The sequence below is a fragment of the Streptomyces sp. NBC_00012 genome, assembly GCF_045040875.1.
Classification (GTDB): domain Bacteria; phylum Actinomycetota; class Actinomycetes; order Streptomycetales; family Streptomycetaceae; genus Streptomyces.
This window is the reverse complement of record NZ_CP108309.1, coordinates 6,664,032-6,684,714: the sequence shown is the minus strand read 5'-3', so window position 1 is coordinate 6,684,714 and position 20,683 is coordinate 6,664,032. Positions and strand designations below refer to the sequence as shown.

The 20,683-nt window shown below is 72.7% G+C and carries 21 protein-coding genes; 11 read left to right on the top strand and 10 right to left on the bottom strand.

Annotation, left to right across the window (positions count from 1 at the left end; all coding sequences use genetic code 11):
- Positions 1–34 precede the first annotated feature (34 nt).
- Complete coding sequence (locus tag OHA19_RS30605) at positions 35–1,051, top strand: VOC family protein (protein ID WP_405711421.1); 1,017 nt, start codon at positions 35–37, stop codon at positions 1,049–1,051.
- A 1-nt stretch (position 1,052) separates the two neighbouring features.
- On the opposite strand, the gene OHA19_RS30600 is transcribed toward OHA19_RS30605, so the two are convergent.
- The gene (locus tag OHA19_RS30600) at positions 1,053–2,129 is read right to left on the bottom strand and encodes an alkene reductase (protein ID WP_405711423.1); all 1,077 of its coding nucleotides are present in this window, start codon (positions 2,127–2,129) and stop codon (positions 1,053–1,055) included.
- A 154-nt stretch (positions 2,130–2,283) separates the two neighbouring features.
- Between OHA19_RS30600 and OHA19_RS30595 the strand changes: the two genes are divergently transcribed.
- On the top strand, positions 2,284–2,787 hold the full coding sequence (locus OHA19_RS30595) for a MarR family winged helix-turn-helix transcriptional regulator (RefSeq protein WP_405752320.1): 504 nt from the start codon (positions 2,284–2,286) through the stop codon (positions 2,785–2,787).
- Between the two features lie 16 nt (positions 2,788–2,803).
- Here the strand turns inward: OHA19_RS30595 and OHA19_RS30590 are convergent, their stop codons facing one another.
- The 5 genes from OHA19_RS30590 to OHA19_RS30570 all read right to left on the bottom strand — a co-directional run bounded on the left by OHA19_RS30590 (position 2,804) and on the right by OHA19_RS30570 (position 7,412).
- Positions 2,804–3,865 (bottom strand): aminotransferase class V-fold PLP-dependent enzyme, encoded by a 1,062-nt coding sequence (locus OHA19_RS30590; protein ID WP_405711427.1) that lies wholly within the window; start codon positions 3,863–3,865, stop codon positions 2,804–2,806.
- 93 nt (positions 3,866–3,958) lie between these two features.
- On the bottom strand, positions 3,959–4,678 hold the full coding sequence (locus tag OHA19_RS30585; protein ID WP_405711429.1) for a DsbA family oxidoreductase: 720 nt from the start codon (positions 4,676–4,678) through the stop codon (positions 3,959–3,961).
- A gap of 90 nt (positions 4,679–4,768) precedes the next feature.
- Complete coding sequence (locus tag OHA19_RS30580; protein WP_405711431.1) at positions 4,769–5,284, bottom strand: hypothetical protein; 516 nt, start codon at positions 5,282–5,284, stop codon at positions 4,769–4,771.
- Positions 5,284–5,889, bottom strand: a complete 606-nt coding sequence (locus OHA19_RS30575) for a DUF1349 domain-containing protein (protein WP_405721335.1) — start codon at positions 5,887–5,889, stop codon at positions 5,284–5,286. The genes OHA19_RS30580 and OHA19_RS30575 overlap by 1 nt, the downstream gene beginning before the upstream one ends.
- 2 nt (positions 5,890–5,891) lie before the next feature.
- A complete protein-coding gene (locus OHA19_RS30570) occupies positions 5,892–7,412 on the bottom strand; it encodes an aldehyde dehydrogenase (NADP(+)) (protein ID WP_405711433.1) in 1,521 nt (506 codons plus the stop codon).
- 205 nt (positions 7,413–7,617) lie between these two features.
- Here OHA19_RS30570 and OHA19_RS30565 point away from each other — a divergent pair, with 205 nt between their 5' ends.
- The 6 genes from OHA19_RS30565 to OHA19_RS30540 all read left to right on the top strand — a co-directional run bounded on the left by OHA19_RS30565 (position 7,618) and on the right by OHA19_RS30540 (position 13,429).
- A complete protein-coding gene (locus OHA19_RS30565) occupies positions 7,618–8,388 on the top strand; it encodes an IclR family transcriptional regulator (RefSeq protein ID WP_405711435.1) in 771 nt (256 codons plus the stop codon).
- A gap of 2 nt (positions 8,389–8,390) precedes the next feature.
- Positions 8,391–8,864, top strand: a complete 474-nt coding sequence (locus OHA19_RS30560) for a GNAT family N-acetyltransferase (RefSeq protein ID WP_405711437.1) — start codon at positions 8,391–8,393, stop codon at positions 8,862–8,864.
- Positions 8,865–8,954: 90 nt separating this feature from the next.
- On the top strand, positions 8,955–9,995 hold the full coding sequence (locus OHA19_RS30555; protein ID WP_405711438.1) for a hypothetical protein: 1,041 nt from the start codon (positions 8,955–8,957) through the stop codon (positions 9,993–9,995).
- A complete protein-coding gene (locus OHA19_RS30550) occupies positions 9,992–11,245 on the top strand; it encodes a sensor histidine kinase (protein ID WP_405711440.1) in 1,254 nt (417 codons plus the stop codon). Before OHA19_RS30555 ends, OHA19_RS30550 begins: the two co-directional genes overlap by 4 nt.
- Entirely contained in the window at positions 11,242–11,913 is a 672-nt protein-coding gene (locus OHA19_RS30545) for a response regulator (protein ID WP_405711442.1), read from the top strand. The genes OHA19_RS30550 and OHA19_RS30545 overlap by 4 nt, the downstream gene beginning before the upstream one ends.
- Before the next feature lie 64 nt (positions 11,914–11,977).
- Positions 11,978–13,429, top strand: a complete 1,452-nt coding sequence (locus OHA19_RS30540) for a peptidoglycan D,D-transpeptidase FtsI family protein (RefSeq protein WP_405711444.1) — start codon at positions 11,978–11,980, stop codon at positions 13,427–13,429.
- Between the two features lie 320 nt (positions 13,430–13,749).
- Here the strand turns inward: OHA19_RS30540 and OHA19_RS30535 are convergent, their stop codons facing one another.
- Complete coding sequence (locus OHA19_RS30535; RefSeq protein ID WP_405711445.1) at positions 13,750–14,934, bottom strand: hypothetical protein; 1,185 nt, start codon at positions 14,932–14,934, stop codon at positions 13,750–13,752.
- On the bottom strand, positions 14,931–15,890 hold the full coding sequence (locus OHA19_RS30530) for a 5-dehydro-4-deoxyglucarate dehydratase (protein ID WP_405711447.1): 960 nt from the start codon (positions 15,888–15,890) through the stop codon (positions 14,931–14,933). Before OHA19_RS30530 ends, OHA19_RS30535 begins: the two co-directional genes overlap by 4 nt.
- Before the next feature lie 343 nt (positions 15,891–16,233).
- Between OHA19_RS30530 and OHA19_RS30525 the strand changes: the two genes are divergently transcribed.
- The 3 genes from OHA19_RS30525 (at position 16,234) to OHA19_RS30515 (ending at position 18,620) form a co-directional block, all read left to right on the top strand.
- On the top strand, positions 16,234–17,043 hold the full coding sequence (locus OHA19_RS30525) for an NAD-dependent epimerase/dehydratase family protein (RefSeq protein WP_405711449.1): 810 nt from the start codon (positions 16,234–16,236) through the stop codon (positions 17,041–17,043).
- A gap of 64 nt (positions 17,044–17,107) precedes the next feature.
- On the top strand, positions 17,108–17,326 hold the full coding sequence (locus tag OHA19_RS30520; RefSeq protein ID WP_405711451.1) for a hypothetical protein: 219 nt from the start codon (positions 17,108–17,110) through the stop codon (positions 17,324–17,326).
- A gap of 76 nt (positions 17,327–17,402) precedes the next feature.
- Positions 17,403–18,620 carry a TerD family protein gene (locus OHA19_RS30515; RefSeq protein WP_405752317.1) on the top strand — a complete coding sequence of 406 codons (1,218 nt, stop codon included), beginning with the start codon at positions 17,403–17,405 and terminating at the stop codon, positions 18,618–18,620.
- Positions 18,621–18,734: 114 nt separating this feature from the next.
- Here OHA19_RS30515 and OHA19_RS30510 read toward each other — a convergent pair whose 3' ends face one another.
- A complete protein-coding gene (locus tag OHA19_RS30510) occupies positions 18,735–18,965 on the bottom strand; it encodes a hypothetical protein (RefSeq protein WP_037711258.1) in 231 nt (76 codons plus the stop codon).
- Between the two features lie 78 nt (positions 18,966–19,043).
- Positions 19,044–20,624: a TROVE domain-containing protein gene (locus tag OHA19_RS30505; protein ID WP_405711455.1), complete on the bottom strand. Its 1,581-nt coding sequence runs from the start codon at positions 20,622–20,624 to the stop codon at positions 19,044–19,046.
- Positions 20,625–20,683: the final 59 nt, after the last annotated feature.

Genomic DNA, 20,683 nt, shown 5'->3' with positions numbered 1-20,683 from the left:
ACCGGCACGGCGGTCGGCGGCGAGGGTGGGCCTCATGACCTCACTCGTACGTCACATCACCATCGACTGCTCCGACGCCTACGGACTCGCCCGCTTCTGGTCCGAGGTGCTCGACGCCCCGATCTCCGACCAGGACGCCCCCGGTGACCCCGAGGTGCTCGTCGAGTCCCCCGGTGCCGCGCTGCTCTTCATCCGGGTACCGGAGCCCAGGAACGGCAAGAACCGCGTCCACCTGGACATTCAGCCGCAGGACCGGACCCGCGACGAGGAGGTCGAGCGGCTGCTCGGTCTGGGCGCCACTCTCGTCGCCGACCACCGCAAACCGAACGGGCGGGGCTGGGCGACGCTCGGCGACCCCGAGGGCAACGAGTTCTGCGTCGAGTGCGGTGCGGCGGAGCGGGCGGCCCTGACCGGGACCCGGCTGCCGGTCACGGCGGACGACGTGACCACCGCGGTACGTCTCGCGATCGACGCGCTCCGGGAGTCCCCGGTGGACAAGTGGCACTCGCCGGCGGGGTCGTTGGAGTGGACCTGCTGGGAGACCGCCGAGCATCTGAGCGACGACCTCTTCAGCTACGCGACCCAACTGGGCCCGCAGCGGCCGTCGGTGGACGCGTACGTCCCGTACCGCTGGAGCGCCGACCGCGAGGGCGGTCCGATGAACGCGGTCTTCGCGGACCGGTCGGCCGGAACCGCCGGGCTGTTCCTGACGCTGGATGCCTGCGGCGCGCTGCTCGCCTCGATGGTGCGGACGACTCCGCCCGGGATCCGCTCGTACCACTCCTACGGGGTGTCCGACCCGGAGGGCTTCGCCGCGATGGGGATCGTGGAGACCCTGGTCCACACGCACGACATCGCCGCGAGCCTGGGGGCCGGCTGGACCCCGCCCGCCGGCCTCTGCGACCGGGTGCTGGCCCGGCTGTTCCCGGACGCCCCGAAGGACGCCGACCGGTGGGCCGTACTGCTCTGGGCCACCGGCCGCGGCGAGCTGCCCGGCCACCCCCGCGTCACCTCGTGGAAGTGGCGCAGCGCCCCGCTGCCCCCGGCGTGATCTAGGCCTGGGCTTCCTCCAGCGCCGGGTAGTCGACGTAGCCCTTCGCGTCGCCGCCGAAGAAGGTCGACGGGTCCGGGGTGTTGAACGGGCCGCCTGCCTTCAGCCGGGCCGGCAGGTCCGGGTTGGCTATGAACAGGGCGCCGTACGCGATGATGTCGGCGATCCCGTCGTCGACCAGCGAGTGGTCCTCCGGGCCGGTCGGGCCGTCCGTCAGCGCGTTGAGGACGAACGTGCCGGAGAACTGCTTGCGCAGCGCGAGGGTCAGCTCGCGGATCTCCACCGCCTCCAGGACGTGCAGATAGGCGAGGCCGAGTGGCTCGATCTCCCGTACCAGCGCGGTGTAGAGGGCCGCCGGCGCGGGCTCGTCGATGTCGTTGTACGGGTTTCCCGGCGAGATCCGCAGTCCGGTCCGCTCCGCGCCGATCTCGGCGGCGACGGCCTTGACCACCTCGACAGCGAACCGGATGCGGGCCTCGTCCGAGCCGCCCCACTCGTCGTCGCGCAGGTTGGTGTTGGGGGCGAGGAACTGGTGGATGAGGTAGCCGTTGGCGCCGTGGAGCTCGACGCCGTCGAAGCCGGCGTCGACCGCGTTGCGGGCGGCCGTCGCGAAGTCGGCGATGGTCTGCCGGACCTCGTCGCCGGTCAGTTCGCGCGGGGTGGTGAAGTCCTTCATGCCCGTGCCGGTGAAGAGCTGGCCCGCCGGCCTGACCGCCGACGCGCTGACCGGGGTCAGCCCGTCCGGCAGCACGTCCGGGTGGCCGATGCGGCCCGCGTGCATCAGCTGGGCGAAGATCCGGCCGCCCGCCACGTGTACCGCGTCGGTGACCTTGCGCCAGGACGCGGCCTGTGCCGCGCTGTGCAGCCCCGGGGTGGAGGGGTAGCCCTGGCCCACCGCGGACGGCTGGACGCCCTCCGTGATGATGAGGCCCGCCGAGGCGCGCTGGGTGTAGTACTCGGCGACGAGATTCGTGGCGGTGCCGCCTTCACCGGCCCGGCTGCGGGTCATCGGGGCCATCGCGATGCGGTTGGCGAGCCGGGTGCCGGACAGGTCGATCGGGTCGAACGCGGTGGTCATCGAAGCTCCCGAGGTATTTATGTGGTCGGCCAATTATCTGCGGCGAGTGCCACTGTAGCCCATTACTTGGCCGACCAATGTAAAGTGGGCGGAAAGCCGCCGGAGCCCGGCATCGGAGCCGGGGCCGGAGCGCCGCGCCCCGAGGAGTCACCCCATGAAGGCCGAACCCGCCGGACCCGCAGACCCCGCCTGTCCCGGCCTGCCGAGCGCCGCCCTCGGCGGCCCCGTCAGTCACGCCCTTGCCCGGGTCGCCCGGCTGCACCGGATCGCCGCGGGCAGGCTGCTCAAGGGGCTCGGGCTCTACCCCGGCCAGGAGTTCGTGATGATGTGCCTGTGGGATGCCGGTGCGGTGCGCCAGTCCGAGCTGATCAAGGCCGCCGACCTCGACCCCTCCACCGTCACCAAGATGCTCCAGCGCCTCGAACAGACCGGACACGTGCGCCGCCGCCCCGACCCGGACGACCGCCGGGCCGTCCTGGTCGAGGCCACCGACGACAGCTGTGCGCTGCACTCCGACGTCCAGCGGGCCTGGACGGATCTGGAGGACCACACCCTCGCCGGCCTCGAACCCGCCGAACGCGAGGAGCTGACCCGGCTGCTCGCCAAGGTCGAGGCGAATCTCTGCCGGGAGGCCGGGGACTGCCCCGAGCCCCGCTGATCCCCGGCGGCCGGCGTCAGCCTGCGAGCACGTCCAGGGCCCGGTCCACATCGGCCTCCGTGTTGTACAGGTGGAAGGCCGCGCGCAGGCTGCCCGCCCGGTTCGAGACCACCACCCCGGCCCGCGCGAGCTCCGGTTCCCGCGCACCCAGTCCGGGGACTGCCACGATCGCCGACTCCCCCGGCACCGCCTCGTGCCCCAGCCCGGCCAGCCCCGCCCGCATGCGGGCCGCGAGCCCGGTGGCACGGGCGTGGACGGCCTCCACGCCGACCTCGTTCAGCAGCGCAAGGGACTGCTCGGCGCCGTGGTACGAGAGGAAGGCGGGCGGTTCGTCGTAACGGCGCGCGGTCCGGGAGAGCTGTCCAACTGGACCGTATGTGCTGTTCCAGGGGTCGGCGGCGGCGTACATGCCGGCGAAGACCGGCGGCAGGGTCCGCTGCGCCTCCTCGGTGACGGTGAGGAACGACGCACCGCGCGGGCAGAGCAGGAACTTGAAGCCGCCGGTGACGGTGTAGTCGTACTCCCCGGCGTCCAGCGGCAGCCAGCCGGCCGACTGGGTGGCGTCGAGCAGCGTCCGGGCACCATGGACACCGGCCGCCGCCCGCACCGCCTTCAGGTCGGCGATCCGGCCGTTGGACGACTGCACGCCGGAGAGGGCGACGAGCGCGGTCCCCGGCCCCACCGCGTCGGCCAGCCGGTCCAGCGGGGCGTAACGCATCCTCAGGTCGCCGCGGACCGCGAAGGGGCTGACGACGGAGCTGAACTCGCCCTCCGGCGCCAGGACTTCGGACCCGGGCGGCAGTGCGGCGGCGATCAGCCCGACGTGCACGGAGACCGAGCTGCCGACGGCGACCCGGTCGGCGTCGACCCCGGAGAGCCGGGCGAAGCCGGACCGGGCCGCTTCCACTGCTTCGAAGTCGCCGGAATCGGCCCGGCCGCCGGAGCCGATCGCCTCGGCGAGCGCCCGCACCGCCGCCACGGTCCGCCGGGGCAGCAGCCCGCAGGTGGAGGTGTTGAGGTAGGTCGTCCTCGGTGCGAACTCGGCGTTCACCGCACGGCTGAGCGAAGTATTCTCCATGCGCCCAGCCTGCGGCCCCCCCCACCTCCTGGTCAATCACGAAGAGTTGAGGGGAACACCCGAGCACCGCTTACGCATGCGGCCGGGTCGGGCTCAGGCGTTGCCGCCGGCCTGCGGGACCTCGCAGGCGCCGTCCGCGTCGCACGCCGCGGCGTCCCCGCCGATCGCGGTGAGCGGGCGGTCCTTCCATGCCTGCTCCAGCGCCTGGGCGAAGACCTCGGCGGGCTGGCCGCCGGAAATGCCGTAGCGCCGGTCGAGCACGAAGAACGGCACCGCGTTGGCGCCCAGCTCGGACGCCTCCCGCTCGTCGGCCCGCACCTCGGCCGCGTACGCCTCCGGGTCGGCGAGCACGGTGCGCGCCTCGTCGGCGTCGAGCCCGGCCTCGACGGCCAGCTCGACCAGTACACCGGCGTCGTAGACGGACCGCTCCTCGGCGAAGTTCGCCCGGTAGGCGAGGTTCAGCAGCTCGTCCTGGCGGCCGCGGGCCTTGGCCAGGTGGAGCAGCCGGTGGATGTCGAAGGTGTTGCCGTGGTCACGGCCCTCGGTGAGATAGCCGAGCCCCTCGGCCCGCGCGTTGGCCGCGACGTTCGCCTCCATGCCCTGCGCCTCTTCACGGGTGCGCCCGTACTTCTGCGCCAGCATGTCGATCACCTGGGCGGTGTCCCCCTTGGCACGGCCGGGGTCGAGCTCGAAGGACCGGTGCACGACCTCGACCTGGTCGCGGTGGGCGAACCCCGCCAGGCCCTTCTCGAAGCGGGCCTTCCCGATGTAGCACCAGGGGCAGGCGATGTCGCTCCAGATCTCGACGCGCATGTCTCTTCTTCTCTCCGTGTCCTCGTACGTACCGCTCAGGTGGCGCGGAGGTACCCTCCGCACCTGTACCCAACACGGGAGCGGACCGCCTCATTCCCCGTCGTCGAGCTCGACGATCGGCCGGTCGGCGACCACGGCGGCCAGGATCATCGGCGCGTCGCCGTCGCACTGGTTGAGGGAGACCGCGACCCACCGGCCGTCCACCGGCCCCCACACCCTCAGGTCCCCGAGACAGTCCGTGTCGCACAGCGCCTGGTACAGCGGCGGCATGGGCTCGTCCGCGAGGCCACGGAAGATCGGCACCCGCATGCCCACCGCCCGGTGGGCACCCCAACGGCGCTCCAGCTCACCCACGAGATCGGTGAGATGACCCGCGGCGGCCTCCTCGGCCTCGTCCCACTCGGGCCCGTACACGCCCACGAGGTCGTCGCTCTCCCAGAGCGGCACGATCCGGAATCCCTCGCCCGCGGTCGCGCTCCACTCCCCGGTGTCCGGCTCACCCTCGTCGGCCGTCGGGCCCGTCGCGGGCACGGGCCCGACGAGCAGCGCCTCGATGTCGGACACCGCACGGCCGGTCCCGAACGTCTCCCCCATCCGGGCGGTCATCAGCTTCCGTTCCGCAGGTCGTCCGGGCCCTTCGTGCGGAACGCGATCCGGTCGAAGGCCGCCTCGCAGCCCTCGCCCGTGGGCGACTGGACCAGGAAACCGGCCGACGCGTCGGCCGCGCTCCCCGGCTCGCCGAGGGCGAAGACACGGACGAAGGTCCACTTCTCGCCGTCGGCGGAGGCGTGGAAGGCGAACGCGTCGCCGGTGCGGCTGAGGCGCAGCCAGCAGCTGTCGCCGTCCACGGTGAAGGAGTTGACGTCGTCGGAGTGGCCGCGGGTGACGACCGTGCAGACGGTGGGGCGGTCCGGGGAGAGTTCCAGGCAGATCTTGGCCCACTCCCGTTCCCCGACGTGGAGGTAGAGCACCCCGGCGTCGAAGGCGGCCTCGAAGCCGACCCGCACCCGGGCGATCAGCTGGAAGTCGCCCCGGGGCGCGGGGCCGAGCAGACGGGGCGCGTCGCTCACGGAGTCCAGGGCTTCGCCGCCCGGCGGCACGAACCGGTCCTGGCGGGCGCCGGCGCGGCCGGTCAGGGTGCCGTTCTCGTACGTCCAGTCACCGCTGGGTCCGAACTCGTCGAGCCCGAAGGGGAGTTCGGAGAGGTGCAGGGTCACGCGCGGTGTCCGTCCACCCGGCGGGGAAGGCCCTGGGGGTTGTCCTCGCGGAGCTCCGGCGGGAGCAGTGCCTCGGGGGTGGTCTGGTAGGTGACCGGGCGCAGCCAGCGTTCGATCGCGGTGGCGCCGACCGAGGTGGAGATGGAGGTCGAGGCCGGGTAGGGGCCGCCGTGGTGCTGTGCGGGGGCGACGGCGACGCCGGTCGGCCAGCCGTTGACGAGGACCCGGCCGGCCAGCGGGGCGAGGGCCGCGAGGAGTCCGGGGGCGTCGGCGTCTGCGCCGTCCGTGGCGGTCTGGAGGGTGGCGGTGAGGTTGCCGGGGAGCCGGGAGAGCACGGCGGTGACCTCGTCGCCGGAGGTGTAGCGGGCGATGACGGTGACGGGGCCGAAGCACTCCTCCAGGAGTTCGTCGTGCGGGCCCTCGGTGGCGAGGAGGTGCGCCGGTACGGTGACGAAGCCGGCCGAGACGGTGTGGTCGCCGCCCGCGCCGGGGGTGACCGGGGCCTGGACGCCGGGGAGTTCGGTCCGCTTCCGCACGCCCGCGAGGAAGGCGTCACGCATCCGGTGGTCGAGCAGGACCGCGGCCTCGGTGTCGCTGACCGCGGCGGTCAGGGACTCCAGCAGCCGGTCGCCCGCCTCACCGGCCGGGGCCAGGACGAAGCCGGGCTTGGTGCAGAACTGACCGGCGCCCATGGTCATCGAGCCCGCGAGCCCGGCGCCGATCTCCTCGGCGCGCTCGGTCGTGGCCGCCGCGGTGACGACGACGGGGTTGAGGGAGCCCAGCTCGCCGTGGAAGGGGATGGGGCGGGGGCGGGCCGCCGCGACGTCGAACAGGGCGCGGCCGCCGCGTACCGAACCGGTGAACCCGGCGGCGGCGACCAGCGGGTGCCCGATCAGCTCGATGCCGGCGTCGAAGCCGTGCACCAGGATCAGTACGTCCTCGGGCAGACCGGCCTTGACCGCCGCCCTGCGCAGCACGGAGGCGCACAGTTCGGAGGTGGCGGGGTGGTCGGGGTGCGCCTTGACGACGACGGGGCAGCCGGCCGCCAGCGCGCTCGCGGTGTCGCCGCCGGGGACGGAGAAGGCGAGCGGGAAGTTGCTGGCCGCGTAGACGGCGACGACGCCGAGCGGAACCTTGTAGCGGCGCAGGTCGGGCCAGGGCGGGGTCCGGGTGGCGTCCGCGTGGTCGATGTGGATGTCGAGGAAGGCGCCCTCGTCGACGACCTCCGCGAAGGCCCGCAACTGGGCGGCGGTACGGGCGAGTTCACCGGTCAGCCGGGCCGGCCCGAGCGCGGTCTCGGCGTCGGCCGCCTCGATGACGTGCTCCCCCGCCTCGGTGAGCAGATCGGCCGCGATGCGCAGGAAGGCGGCGCGCACGGTGCGGTCGGCGAGCGATTCACGTACCGCGTGGGCGGCCCGGACCGCACGGTCGACCTCCTCCGCTGTAGCCTCCACCGCAACCTGCTCGCGCGGGTTCCCGGTGCGGGGGTCGACGCTCCAGACTGGTGCTGCTGCCACCGTGATTCCTTCCGCTCCACTGCCGCACATCAGAAGTTGTTCGGTATTCTGAACAGAGTTCCTGATCGTGAATATGCGGCGACTCTATTTCCGGGCACTCAGTGTTGGCAAGAAGCCGCCGGACTCCGGAAGTCACCCAATTCAAGCAGTCGTCGGGGGCGAGAAGTCTCAGGGTTTCGCAAGTGGCTGGAAAGGGCGTAGGGCGATGTCGGTTGCCGAATCTGGTGGGGCACAGGTCAAGTCCGCCGTACGGACGGTGGAACTGCTCGAATACTTCGCGGGGCGGCCCGGCATGCACTCGCTCGCCGCGGTTCAGGAGGCCGTCGGCTATCCCAAGTCCAGCCTGTACATGCTGCTGCGCACGCTCGTGGAGCTGGGCTGGGTGGAGACCGATGCGACGGGCACACGGTACGGGATCGGCGTGCGGGCACTGCTGGTGGGGACCTCGTACATCGACGGCGACGAGGTCGTCGCGGCCGCCCGGCCCACCCTGGACCGGCTCTCCGACGACACCACGGAGACCATTCACCTGGCCCGTCTCGACGGGACGAACGTGGTGTACCTCGCCACCCGGCAGTCCCAGCACTATCTGCGCCCCTTCACCCGCGTCGGCCGCCGGCTGCCCGCCCACTCCACCTCGCTCGGCAAGGCGCTGCTGGCCACCCACAGCGTCGAGCAGGTCCGCAAGCTGCTTCCCGAGACGCTGCCCGCGCTGACCGAGCACACCATCACCGACCGCGAGAAGCTCATCGAGGAGCTGCACCTCATCCGCGAACAGGGCTACGCGGTGGACCGCGAGGAGAACACCCTCGGACTGCGCTGCTTCGGCGTCGCCGTCCCGTACCGCACCCCCGCGCGCGACGCCATCAGCTGCTCGGTGCCGGTCGCCCGGCTCACGCCCGCGCACGAACAGATGGTGAAGGACGCGCTGTTCGACGCGCGGGACCGGCTGACGCTCGCCACCCGGAGGCTCTGACCGTGCGCATCGCCCTGCGCGAGGTCCGGGCGGACGACCTGCCCCTGTTCTTCGCGTTCATGTCCGACCCGGAATCGGTCAGGACCGCCGCCTTCACCAGCGAGGATCCCACCGACCGGCACGCCTTCGACGCCCACTGGCAGCGCATCCTGGCCGACGGCTCCGTCGTGATACGCACGGTGCTCGCGGACGGGGCGGTGGTCGGCAGCACCGGGGTGTACGGACCCCCGGGCGACCGCCAGGTCACCTACTGGATCGACCGGGCGCAGTGGGGCCGCGGGCTGGCGACCGCCGCACTGTCGGCGCTGCTCGACGTCGTACCCGCACGCCCGCTGCACGCACGGGCGGCGGCCGACAACACCGGTTCGCGGCGGGTGCTGGAGAAGTGCGGATTCACCGTCACCGGCACGGACCACGGGTACGCCCACGCCCGCGGCGAGGACACCGACGAGCTGCTGTTCACCCTGTCGGGATGACCTGACGACGATCTGTCTCCGCCGCACGGCGGAGACGGATCGTCACAGGGCACGACGTGCCGGAGCGGACCGCACGGAAGCGTGGTGGTCATGACACAGACACCGCCGTCTCCGCCCGCCGCCGCACCGAGGCCGGCCGCCCGCGCCGCGCTCCGCGCCCTCGCGATCGCCGCCACCCTGCCGTACATCGCGCTCAAGACCGCCTGGATCCTCGGCAGTCGCGTCGGCATCCCCGACGGCAGCCCGCTGCTCGACCACCGCACCACGATGATCGCCGCCAACGCCTTCACGATCCTGATGGACAGCGCCGTCGTGGTCCTCGCCCTGCTGCTCACCCGGGCGTGGGGGCGGCGGGTGCCCACCTGGCTGCTCGTCCTGCCCATGTGGGTGGCGTCCGGGCTGCTGCTGCCGATCATGACCGGGTACCCGTTGCAGCTGGTGGTCGGCCTGGCCCGCGGGGACGGCCCCGGGAGCGGCGGGCCCTCCTTCCTGGACGGCTGGGTCTTCGGCGTCGTCTACGGCGGCTTCATCCTCCAGGGCCTGGCCCTCGGCACCCTCTTCGCGCTGTACACCCGGGACCGCTGGGGCCATCTGTGGAAGGGCGCGCTGCGGGACCTCCCGCCGAGCCCGACCGGGCCCGCCCTGCGGAGCACCGCGGCCATCGCCTCTCTGCTCGCCCTCGCACCGGCCGTCATGCATCTGGTGTGGGCCACCGGCTCGACCGCGGGGCTCGACGAGGGCGGGATCGCGGACCGGAACCACGTCTCGTACGTCATGGAAGCGCTCAACGCCCTCTTCCCCGCCGTCGCCGCCGCCGGTGTGCTGCTGCTCGCCTTCCGCCGCTCCGCGCTCCCCCTCGCCGTGCCGCTCGCCCTGGCCTGGGGCGGCTCCGCGGCCTCGGCCTGCTGGGGCGGGTGGATGAGCCTCGCCGCACTGGCCACGGCCGGGAACCCTTCCGAACAGACCACGCCCGCGATGATGTTGACCTACGGTGTCCAGATGTTGCTCGGAGCGCTGGTGGTCACCCTCGGCGGGCACTTCCTCTCGGAACGTGCGGCCGTCGCGCCCGTCCGGCCGCCCGTCCGCCCCCGGGCGACGCCGGCCGCACGGCCCTCCGGCGCCCAGGCGTGACACTGCTGTTCGGGCACCGGGCCCGGCTGCGCTGGCTGCACCTGATCATCGGTGGCGCGCTGCTGATGCCGTACTTCCTGGCGGCGCTGGTGATCATCGGCCGGCTCCGGCCGGACCCCGGCCCCTTCTCGTCCGTCTCCCACCAGCTCACCGCGTTCGTCTGCGCCCTGCCCATGGCCGCGGTCACCGCGCTCTTCGCACCGGCCCGGCAGCTCTCGGTGGCCGCTGCCCGTGCGCTGTGCGGTGTCCCAGGCGACCGGCCGCTCGCCGACGGGCCGGCCAGGACCCGGCAGGCGCGGGTGCGCACCGCCGGCTGGTTCACCCTGCACCTCGCGCTCGGCGGCATCCTCAGCGGCCTGACGCTGGCCATGCCCCCGCTCGCCGGGACGATCATGGCGCTGCCGTTCTCGCAATCGATGCGCGACTCCCGGGTCTTCGGTCTGCCCGAGGCGCTGGACCGGCCGTGGATTCTCGCCCTGCTCCCCCTCGCCGGACTCGCGATCCTGGTGGCGACGGCCAGCTGCGCGGCACTGGCCGGGGCGCTGCTGGCCGGCCGGGCGCCGGTGCTGCTGGGCCCGACGCCCCAGGACCGGCTGGCCGCGGCGGAACGCCGGGCGGCCGATCTGGCGGTGCGCAACCGGCTCGCCCGGGAGCTGCACGATTCAGTCGGCCATGCGCTGAGCGCCGTCACCCTCCAGGCGGGCGCGGCCCGCAGGGTCCTGGACAGCGACCCGGAGTTCGTCCGCGAGGCGCTGACCGCGATCGAGGAGACCACCCGGCGCACGGTAGGCGAACTCGACTCCGTACTCGGCCTGTTGCGCAGCGGCGAGGACCACGGGAGGTCCGCGGCGACCGGTCCGGCGCTCGGCGCGCTGGACGGGCTGCTGGAGCGTTGCGGGGTTCCCGTCTCCTGTGCTGTGCGGGGCGATACCGGCACGGTCCCGGCCGCCGTGTCGAGGGAGGCGTACCGGATCGTGCAGGAGGGGCTGAGCAACGCGCTGCGGCACGGCGGGCACGGGGTGCCGGTGGAGCTGCGGATCACGGTGCGGGCGGCGGAGCTGGCGATCACCATGGACAGTGCGCTGCCGGAGCGGGCCGCGGTGGTGCGGCCCGGGGGCGGCCGCGGGCTGCGCGGCATCGCCGAGCGGGCCGTGCTGCTGGGCGGCCGCGCGGAGGCCGGACCGCACGACGGCGGGTGGCGGCTGGCCGCCCGCCTCCCCCTGCGTAGGACCGGACAGGAGAACCGATGAGCACGACGGTCCGGGTGGTCCTCGCCGACGACGAGCGCATGGTGCGCACCGCGCTGCGCGTCATCCTGGACGCGGAACCCGGTCTGGAGGTCGTCGGCGAGGCGGCGACCGGCGCGGAGGCGGTGTCCGTGGTGCGGGAGCTGCGCCCCGATGTGGTGCTGATGGACGTGCGGATGCCAGAGATCGACGGCATCCGGGCCACCGAGCAGATCCTCGGCACGCTCGACCGTCCCCCGAGGATCGTCGTCGTCACCACCTTCGAGAACGATTCCTACGTGTACGACGCGCTGGTCGCCGGGGCCGCCGGTTTCCTGCTGAAGCGGGTGGCGGCCGAGGACCTCGTGCGGGCGGTGCGGCTGGTCGCCCGCAGCGACACACTGCTGTTCCCGTCGGCGGTACGGGCGCTCGCGGCCGAGTACCGCAAGCGTGCGGCCGAGCCCCCGCGCTGGGCGTCCCGGCTCACCGACCGGGAGGCGGAGGCGCTGCGGCTGATGGCAGCGGGGCTGACCAACGCGGAGATCGCCGGGCGGCTGGGAGTGGGGCCCGCGACCGCGAAGACGCATGTGGCGGCGGTGCTCGCGAAGACCGGGGCACAGAACCGCACCCAGGCCGTGATCGCGGCGTACGAGTCAGGATTCATCGCCCCGGGCCACGCCGGTCCGGTATGAGAAACCGGTGAGAATCGGCGCATTCGGGAACGGTGCGCGGCGCCCCGCTCGTCGTCCGGGCGGAATGAACAGAGCAATCAGGCGAACCTCGGTCTTCTGCCTGCTGCTGGTCCTCGCCCTGCTGGGGCGGGCGACCTGGGTGCAGGCGTACCAGGCGAAGGCGCTCGCGGAAAACGACCACAACCGGCGGAAAACCATCGCGCAGTACGCGCAGCCGCTCGGCGACATCATCGTGGCCGGGAAGCCGGTCACCGGATCGAAGAGGACGGAGGGCAGTGACCTCGCGTACAAACGCACCTACACCCAGGGCGAGCTCTACTCGGCCGTCACCGGCTACAGCTCGCAGGCGTACGGCGCCACGCAGCTCGAAGGGATCTACAGCCATGTGCTGGACGGCACCGACGACCGGCTGAAGAACCCGCTGGACGCGTTGACGCGCAAGCAGGCGGCGCCGGGCAACGTCCTGACGACGATCGACCCGGACGTGCAGAAGGCCGCGTACGAGGCGCTCGGCGACGACAAGGGGGCGGCGGTCGCGATCGACCCGAAGACCGGCCGCATCCTGGGCATGGTCTCCACCCCCTCGTACGACCCTTCGACGATCAGCGGGACGGCGGACGGCGAGGCCTGGCAGAAGCTGCTCGACGACGAGGACAAGCCGATGGTCAACCGTGCGCTGCGGCAGCCGCTGGCGCCCGGTTCGACGTTCAAGCTGGTGGTGGCGGCCGCGGCGCTGGAGGACGGGCTGTACGGCTCGGTCGACGAGCGCACCGAAAGCCCCAATCCGTACACGCTGCCCGGCACCAGCACCGTCCTGAGCAACGAGAATCCCTCGGCGCCCTGCGAGAACGCCACGCTGCGCACCGCGCTCCAGTACTCCTGCAACAACGTCTTCGCGAAGGCCGCCGTCGACCTCGGCCAGGACAAGGTCAGGGCGATGGCGGAGAAGTTCGGCTTCAACACCGACAAGCTCGATGTGCCGGTGCGGGCGTCCGAGAGCGTCTACCCGTCCGGCATGGACCGCCCGCAGACGGCGCTCACCGGCATCGGTCAGTTCGAGGTCACCGCGACGCCGTTGCAGATGGCCATGGTCTCGGCCGCCCTCGCCAACGGCGGTGAACTCGCCGCTCCGCACATGGTGTCCGCCGTGACCGACTCCAAGGACAACCCGCTCCAGGAGTTCGCGGACGGGGACACCGAACGGGTCGTCTCCGAGTCCACCGCCGAGCAGCTGCGCAGCGCCATGGTGACCGTCGTCGAGGAGGGCACCGGCACCAACGCCCGGATCGCCGGGGCCGAGGTGGGCGGGAAGACCGGCACCGCGCAGAACGGTGTGGGCAACAGCAAGAGCCCGTACGCCTGGTTCACCTCGTACGCGAAGGACGCGTCCAGCGGCAAGGAGGTCGCGGTCGCCGTGGTCGTCGAGGACTCGGGCGCGGCGCGCTCCGAGGTCAGCGGCAACGGCCTGGCGGCGCCGATCGCCCAGAAGATGATGAAGGCGGCGTTGGCGGACTGACGGAGGGACGTGAGCCCGTCCGGCATCTGCCATGGGCCGGTGGCGGACGGCCTCCTCCGCCGGATGCGCGACAGGGCATCCTCCGATGCCGCCGGGCCCGTTCGTGCCGGGGGCCGGCGGCCGGGGTCTACGGGCTACTGCCACCGGTCGGCACGGCGGCACCGGCGACCTCCGCTGGTGAAGGGCCGGCGGGGAAGGCTGACGGACTCCCCCACCGACCCGGCTCATTCACCGGCCTGAGGGCTGCCCCGCACCCAGGGCACTCCCGTAGTCCCTCCGCCCTGCGACGCACCGTATCCGACTCGCACGCCCGCCGGAGATCACGGGGCGGCCCTCAGGTCCGAGAGCGCTCCGGCGACGGTGCGGAGGTCGGGGGCCGAGGCCAGCCCCGCATGGTACAGCCGCAGTTGGCCGGCGCCGAGCGACGCGGCGTGCGCGGCGTCCCGCTCCAGCGTGGCGGGCCTGCCGCCCATCCCCGTGACCACGCCGAAGTTGGCCGCGAGCACCCCGTCGAGCCCGGCGAACGGGCCGAGCACGGCCTCGCGCGCCGTGTCGCCGCCGGTGCAGGGCAGCACCACACCGTCCGCCACGGAGAGGATGTGCTCCGGCTCGACACCCACGTTCGCGCCGGTGCGGTGGGGCTCGGGGTCGGCGTGCAGCAGCACCTGGAACCCCGGCCGGGCCGCCGCCCGCACGGCGGCCACCACGGACTCCTGGAGCGTGCGGGCGACGGTGCCGCGCCACCGGAGAGTGGCGTCGGCGAGACCGGCGCCGAGGAGCTTCCCGATGCCCGCCCGGCCGGTCTCCGGGGAGCCGGCGCCGGCCCAGACCGGTTCCAGCGCACCGCGTACGGCCGAGGCCAGACCGTCGGCGTCCAGGCCGTGCTGGGCGTAGCCCCTCCGGCAGTCGGGGCAGAAGCAGAGCGACATCAGGTACTGCGCCGCGTCCCCCAGCCCGACTCCCGCGATCTTGTCGTGGGCGTGCAGATGCGCGAAGCCGTACCAGCCGCAGGACTCCAGCTCGGTGCCGCTTGCACCGCCGCGCACCGCGGCCTCCGCCGCCAGCGCGATCAGGTACTCGCGGACCGCGGGCCTGGCGATGCACGGCGCCCAGGGGTAGCGGTCGCCGTACGCGTTGACCACGGAGGTGTCCGGATGCTCGGCGCCCATCCGGGAGTTGTGCGCCAGGACCACCCAGGTGTGGACCTCCAGACCGGCGGCGGTGAGGGCCTCCGCGGCCTCGGCGAACGGATCGTCCGAGGCGACCCAGGACTGCTCGTGGGGGCGCAGCTCGCGCCCCGCCCACCGGGTGGCGTCCGGCGGGTAGAGCACCGCGGCGTACTCGGCGGTGACGATGCGGTGTCCGGGGTGGCGCGGGGTCAGCGCCCGGGTGGAGTGGTAGGCGGCGGCGAGCGTCACCTGCTGGACCCCCAGGTCCGCGACGCGGGCGGCCGCGTCCGGGTCGCCGACGACGTCCCACGGGTAGAGGAAGGCCGAGGTCTTCACCCGCGCCGCTCCTGCCCGTACTTCTCCAGCACGGTCCGGCCGCGGGCGACGATCGCGGCGAGCTCCTCGATGTGGGCGGCGGGCGGCTCGGTGAGCGGGGTGCGGACCTCGCCGACGTCCAGGCCGCCCAGCCGGACCCCGGCCTTGACGAGCGAGACGGCGTAGCCGCGGCCCTTGGCGCGCAGCTCGACGAGCGGCCGGTAGAAGTGGTCGAGGAGCGCGCCCGTCAGATCCTCGTCCCCGGCGTCCAGCGCCCGGTAGAAGGCCAGCGCGATGTCGGGCGCGAAGGCGAAGACGGCGGAGGAGTAGAGGGTGACGCCGATGCCCCGGTAGGCCGGACCGGTGAGTTCGGCGGTGGGCAGTCCGTTGAAGTACAGGAAGTCCCGGCCCGGCAGTCCGGTGCGGACGGCGCTGACGATGCGCTGCATCAGGTCGAGGTCGCCGTAGCCGTCCTTGAGGCCGATGATGCCGGGCGTCGCGGCCAGCGCGACGACGGTGGCGGGGGTGAAGACGGCGTTGTCCCGCTGGTAGACGATCGTCTCCAGCGAGGTGGCCGCGGCGAGCGCGGTGTAGTGGCCCAGCAGCCCCTCCTGGTCGGCGACGACGAGATACGGGGGCATGGCGAGGAGTCCGTCCGCGCCCGCTTCCTCGGCGAGCTCCGCGTACTGGATCGCGAGCGCCGTGCCGTATCCGGCCCCCGCGACGACGGGCACCTCTCCGGCGGTCTCCTCGACGGCCGCGGCGACGACGCGACGGAACTCCTGGGGTGTGAGCGCGTGGAACTCACCGGTGCCGCAGCAGGCGAAGACCGCCGCCGCGCCGGCGTCGACGCCGGCGCGCACATGCGCGCGGAAGGCATCGAGGTCGACGGCGCCGTCCGGTCCGTACGCGGTGACGGGGAAGAAGAGCGGCCCGGCGACACGGCCGAGTCGGGCGGCAAGAGGGGCTGAGGTCACTGGCGCTCCCTGAGCGGGTTCAGGCGTGCACAATTATGATCGGCGTCCATATTCATGAACACTCACACGCTAAGGCAGCCTCCCGGCGCAGGTCAAGGAGGGGGACGCCCGAGGCGACCGCCCCCGAGGCCGGAGTCAGCGGCTCCACGCGGGCGGCGCCGCGCCCTCGCCCGCACACTTGACTCCCCGCGCCAGGACTTCTTAGCTAAGGACTGCCCCGTAGTCCACGCATATGAATGCCGTCCATGGATTCGACGTCCGCGGGCAGCCGTCGCAGGCATCGCAGGAGCCGTGCCGTGCGGCGGGCCGCGCGTGCGCACCCACGTACCGAGGAGATCCGCGTATGCCCGCTCCCCGCACCGTCCTGCTCACCGGCGCCGCCGGCGGCCTCGGCACCCTGATGCGCGGACTCCTGCCCGCGTACGGCTACGAGCTCCGCCTCCTGGACGTCGTCCCCGTCGAGGGCGAGCCGGACGCGATCGCCGCCGACCTCGGCGACCGGGAGGCGCTGCGCGAGGCCGTGCGGGGCGTCGACGCGGTCGTCCATCTCGCGGGCATCTCCCTGGAAGCCTCCTTCGACAAGATCCTCAGGGCGAACATCGAGGGCACGTACAACCTCTACGAGGCCGCCCGCGAGGAGGGCGTACGGCGCATCGTGTTCGCCTCCTCCAACCACGTCCTCGGCTACACCCCCCGCCCGCTGCCCGGCGACCCGCTGATCCCCGTCGGCGCCCCGCGCCGCCCCGACACCTTCTACGGCCTGTCCAAGTCGTTCGGCGAGGACCTCGCCCAGCTGTACTGGGACCGGCACGGCATGGAGACCGTCTCGGTGCGCATCGGCTCCTGCTTCCCCGAGCCGACCTCGGTGCGGATGCTCTCGGTCTGGATGAGCCCCGCGGACGGCGCCCGGCTCTTCCACGCCGCGCTCACCGCCGAGGACGTGCGGCACACCGTCGTGCACGGCTCGTCCGACAACACCCGGCTGTGGTGGGACCTGACGACGGCCCGCTCGCTGGGGTACGAGCCGAGGGACGACTCCGAGCCGTACGCGGCCCGGCTCATCGCCGAGCAGGGCGAGCTGGACCCGGACAATCCCGACCACGCCCACCTCGGCGGTCACTTCTGCACCAACCCGCCGATCTGGCCGCGCTGACCACGGCCCGGGGTCACCGAAAACCGCGCGACACGGCGCCCGCACGACGGCAGGATGCGGAGCCATGCCGAGACCTTCCGGATTCCTGTACGAGCAGCACGGCGACGCGAGCGTCACCATCGCCCACCACGGCCGCCCCGCGGGCACCCTGCGCGGCGGCCGCGCGGAGAAGTTCCTGGCCGAGGTGGGGTCGGGGGACGCGCAACTGGTGATGGCCCGCTGGACGGGGGCGTACAAGCACGGCACCGAACGCATCGCCCGCAACCACCCCCGCAACCGCTGACGGGCCGGCGGAAGCGGCCGACGAGGCACGGCGAAGGTAAGGGAACGGCAAAGCGAGGTCGTTCGTTACCCCGGACATGACCGCTATGACCCCCGGCTCGAACATCCCTCTCTCCGCCGCCCGCGTGGCAGTGGACGTCTCCGCACCGGTGCGGCTCGACGTTTCGGGCCTGCTGCTCACCGCAGACGGCAAGGTGCGCTCCGACGACGACTTCATCTTCTACAACCAGCCCAGCGGCCCCGGTGTGACCTACCGCTCCGGCGGCGGCACCGCACCGGACGCGATCGTGGTGGACACCACCGCGGTCCCGCCCGGCATCGAGAAGATCGTCGTCACGGCGAGCCCGGACGCTGCGGGCCAGACCTTCCAGGGCATCGAGCCCACCGCGACCGTGCGCAACGCCGACGACGGCAGCGCGCTCGCCACGTTCACCCCGCCCCGGCTGGGCGCCGAGACGGCGCTCGTGGTCATCGAGGTCTATCTCCGCAACGGCGCCTGGAAGGCCCGCGCGGTCGGCCAGGGCTACGCGAACGGGCTGGCCGGCATCGCCACGGACTTCGGCGTCTCGGTCGAGGAGGAGCCCGCCGCCGCACCGGCACCCGCGCCCCTGGCACCCCCGGTGCCCGCCGCCGCCCCGGTGGACCCCCGGATCGCCGCGCCCCCGGTCCCCCCTGCCCCGCCGGCCCCGCCCGCCCCGGCGCCCGCAGCCACCACCGGGAAGATCAACCTCGACAAGGGGCGGGTCAGCCTCCAGAAGAACCAGACGGTCTCCCTGGTCAAGGGCGGCCGGCCGCTGCTCTCCCAGGTCAAGATGGGTCTCGGCTGGGAGCCCGCGTTCCGCGGCAAGGACATCGACCTCGATGCCTCCGTGATCGCCTACGGCCCCAACCGGAACCACCTGGACAGCTGCTACTTCGGCAAGCTCTCCATCCTGAACGGCGCGATCAAGCACTCCGGCGACAACCTCACGGGCGAGGGCGCGGGTGACGACGAGGTGATCGTCGTGGACCTGGGCCGGATCCCTGCGGAGGCGACCGGCCTGGTCTTCACGGTCAACTCGTTCACCGGTCAGAAGTTCACCGAGGTCGCCAAGGCCTACTGCCGGCTGATCGACGCGACCACCGGCGAGGAGCTGGTCCGCTTCGACCTGACCGGCGCCGAGCCGCAGACCGGCGTGATGATGGCCAAGCTGATCAAGCAGTTCTCCGGCGAGTGGGAGATGACGGCGATGGGCGACTTCGTGAAGTCGCGCACCGTCCGCGGCATGGTGAAGCCCGCCGCCCAGGCGCTGTAGCGCGGCAGCGGGCTCCCGGGACGGCTTCAGGGGTACCTGCGGGTGCAGGTACCCCTGAAACGGGAGAGCCGGACGGGGAGGCGACGCGGACGCTGCGCGTGCTCGCCGCCTCTCTCAGAGCTTGGTCAGCTTGGAGTACGGGCTCAGGATCCTCCCCTGGCGCCCCGAGAAGTCGATGAGCACCGCGTCGTTGTCGCCCTCGACGGCGAGGACGCGGCCGAGTCCGAACTGATCATGCGACACCCTGTCGCCCACATCGAACAATTCGACCGGTGGGGCCGCCTGGGCCGGGCGGTTGAAGGGACTGGAAGGCAGGTGGCGCCGGGATCCGGCTGACTGTTTCATTACCTTGAGTATGCGCCCTGGGAACGCCCGGCGCCATGCCCGTTCACCGCAGGGGCCCCACTGATACCGGATTCGTGATCAGCGGATCCACGGCCAGTCCGCGTCCCGGCCCGCTTCCAGCAGCGGCACCATGCGGAACGCGGCGTCCGAAAGACCCCCGAAGGTGTGGCGCGCTCCGTCGCCCGACGGGGCGTGTCCGACCCGGTATCCGGCCAGGTTCCAGGTGTAGACGGGCACGGTGGCGGGCACCGCCGCGGTGGCGTCCGCGGCGTACGAGAACGACGCCTGCTCGTCGGTGACGATCAGCACCCGGTCATGGCCCCGGTAGTGCCGGCGCACCGCCTCCGCGGTGTTGGTGCCGCCGAGGTCGCCGAAGCGCTCCAGGACCTTCAGCACCGACTCGCTCCGGCGATATGCCACCGGCGCACTGTCCGTACCGAACTGCACCAGATCGGCGTCGGCCGCCCGCAGTGCCACCGCCGTGCCGAAGATCGCGGCGGCGTCGGCCCGGTTGAGCTGCGAACGGTCCGAGAGCGGCGACCACATCGAGCCCGAACGGTCGACCAGGACCAGCGTCCGCCCCGGCAGGACGGGCACATTGTCCAGCGAGTGGCCGAGCGCCTGCTCCAGCGGGTGGGCCCAGCGCAGCGAGGGCGCGTGCTGATAGGCGGCGAGGTAGCGGAACGGGAACTGCTGGGACGCGGCGACCGCCGCCGGGTCGCAGATCCGCTCGGCCACCCGCGCGGCGACCTCGTCCGAGACGCCCGCCTCGTCGAAATTGCGCAGATTGCGGATGAGCGCCATCGCGCCCATCGACGGGATCACCGCTTCCCAGGCCGTGGCGTCCATCGGCCCCTGCAGCCAGCCCGCCAGGGCCTCCCAGGTCATGCCCGCGGCGGCCAGCCGGTCCGCCGCTTCGGCGCTCTCGACCACGGCCCGCCGCTCCCCGGTGGGCAGCTCCATCAGCGCGCGGTGGGCGTTCAGGACCCGGTCGGAGACCGGCACCACGGCCGCCTCGGGGTGGTGGCGGCGGTCGAGGGCGTACCGGAACAGCTCGCCCTGCCACGGCTTCTGCGGGTCGGGCGAGGCGTGCACCAGGTTCAGGATGTCGCCGAAGCGGTAGCCCTTGGACGCGGTGTCGTACTTCAGCAGCGACCTGCCGTTGTAGAGCCGGCGAACGGCATCGGCGATGCCGCGCTTGACCGGCTTGGGCACGGCCCGGCCGTAGCGGGAGGTCCAGTACCCGAGGAGTTCCCCGGGCTCGTCGGCGCGCAGCAGGACGGAGTCGACGACCTGGCGGTTGGACGGTCCGTCCTCGGCGCCCGCGTCCAGTCGCGCCTTCACGTACTCGGCGGCGCCGATGATCGAGGCGGTACGCATCCGGCCGTCGCGGCGCAGCCAGTGCAGCAGGCCCGCGGTCCACTCGGGGTCACCGACGGCGAGGATACGCACCAGCTCCGTGAAACGGCTGTCGCGCTGCTCGGCGTTCTCGTAAAAGGTCTCCTGCGAAACGAAATTGGCGACCGCGAGCAGAAAGAGCTCGGAGCGGTTGTCGCGCAGATATCCCCGGCCGCCCTGATGGGTCGGCGCGGTGTGTCCGGTCGTCCTCACGGGCGAGGTGGCACGGGGCCTGGTAGTGCGGGTATTGAAGCGAGCCATGTGAATTCCCCCGAATTCATTGGGAGAAGGCACAGCGGAAAAGGGTGCCCGAGATCAGG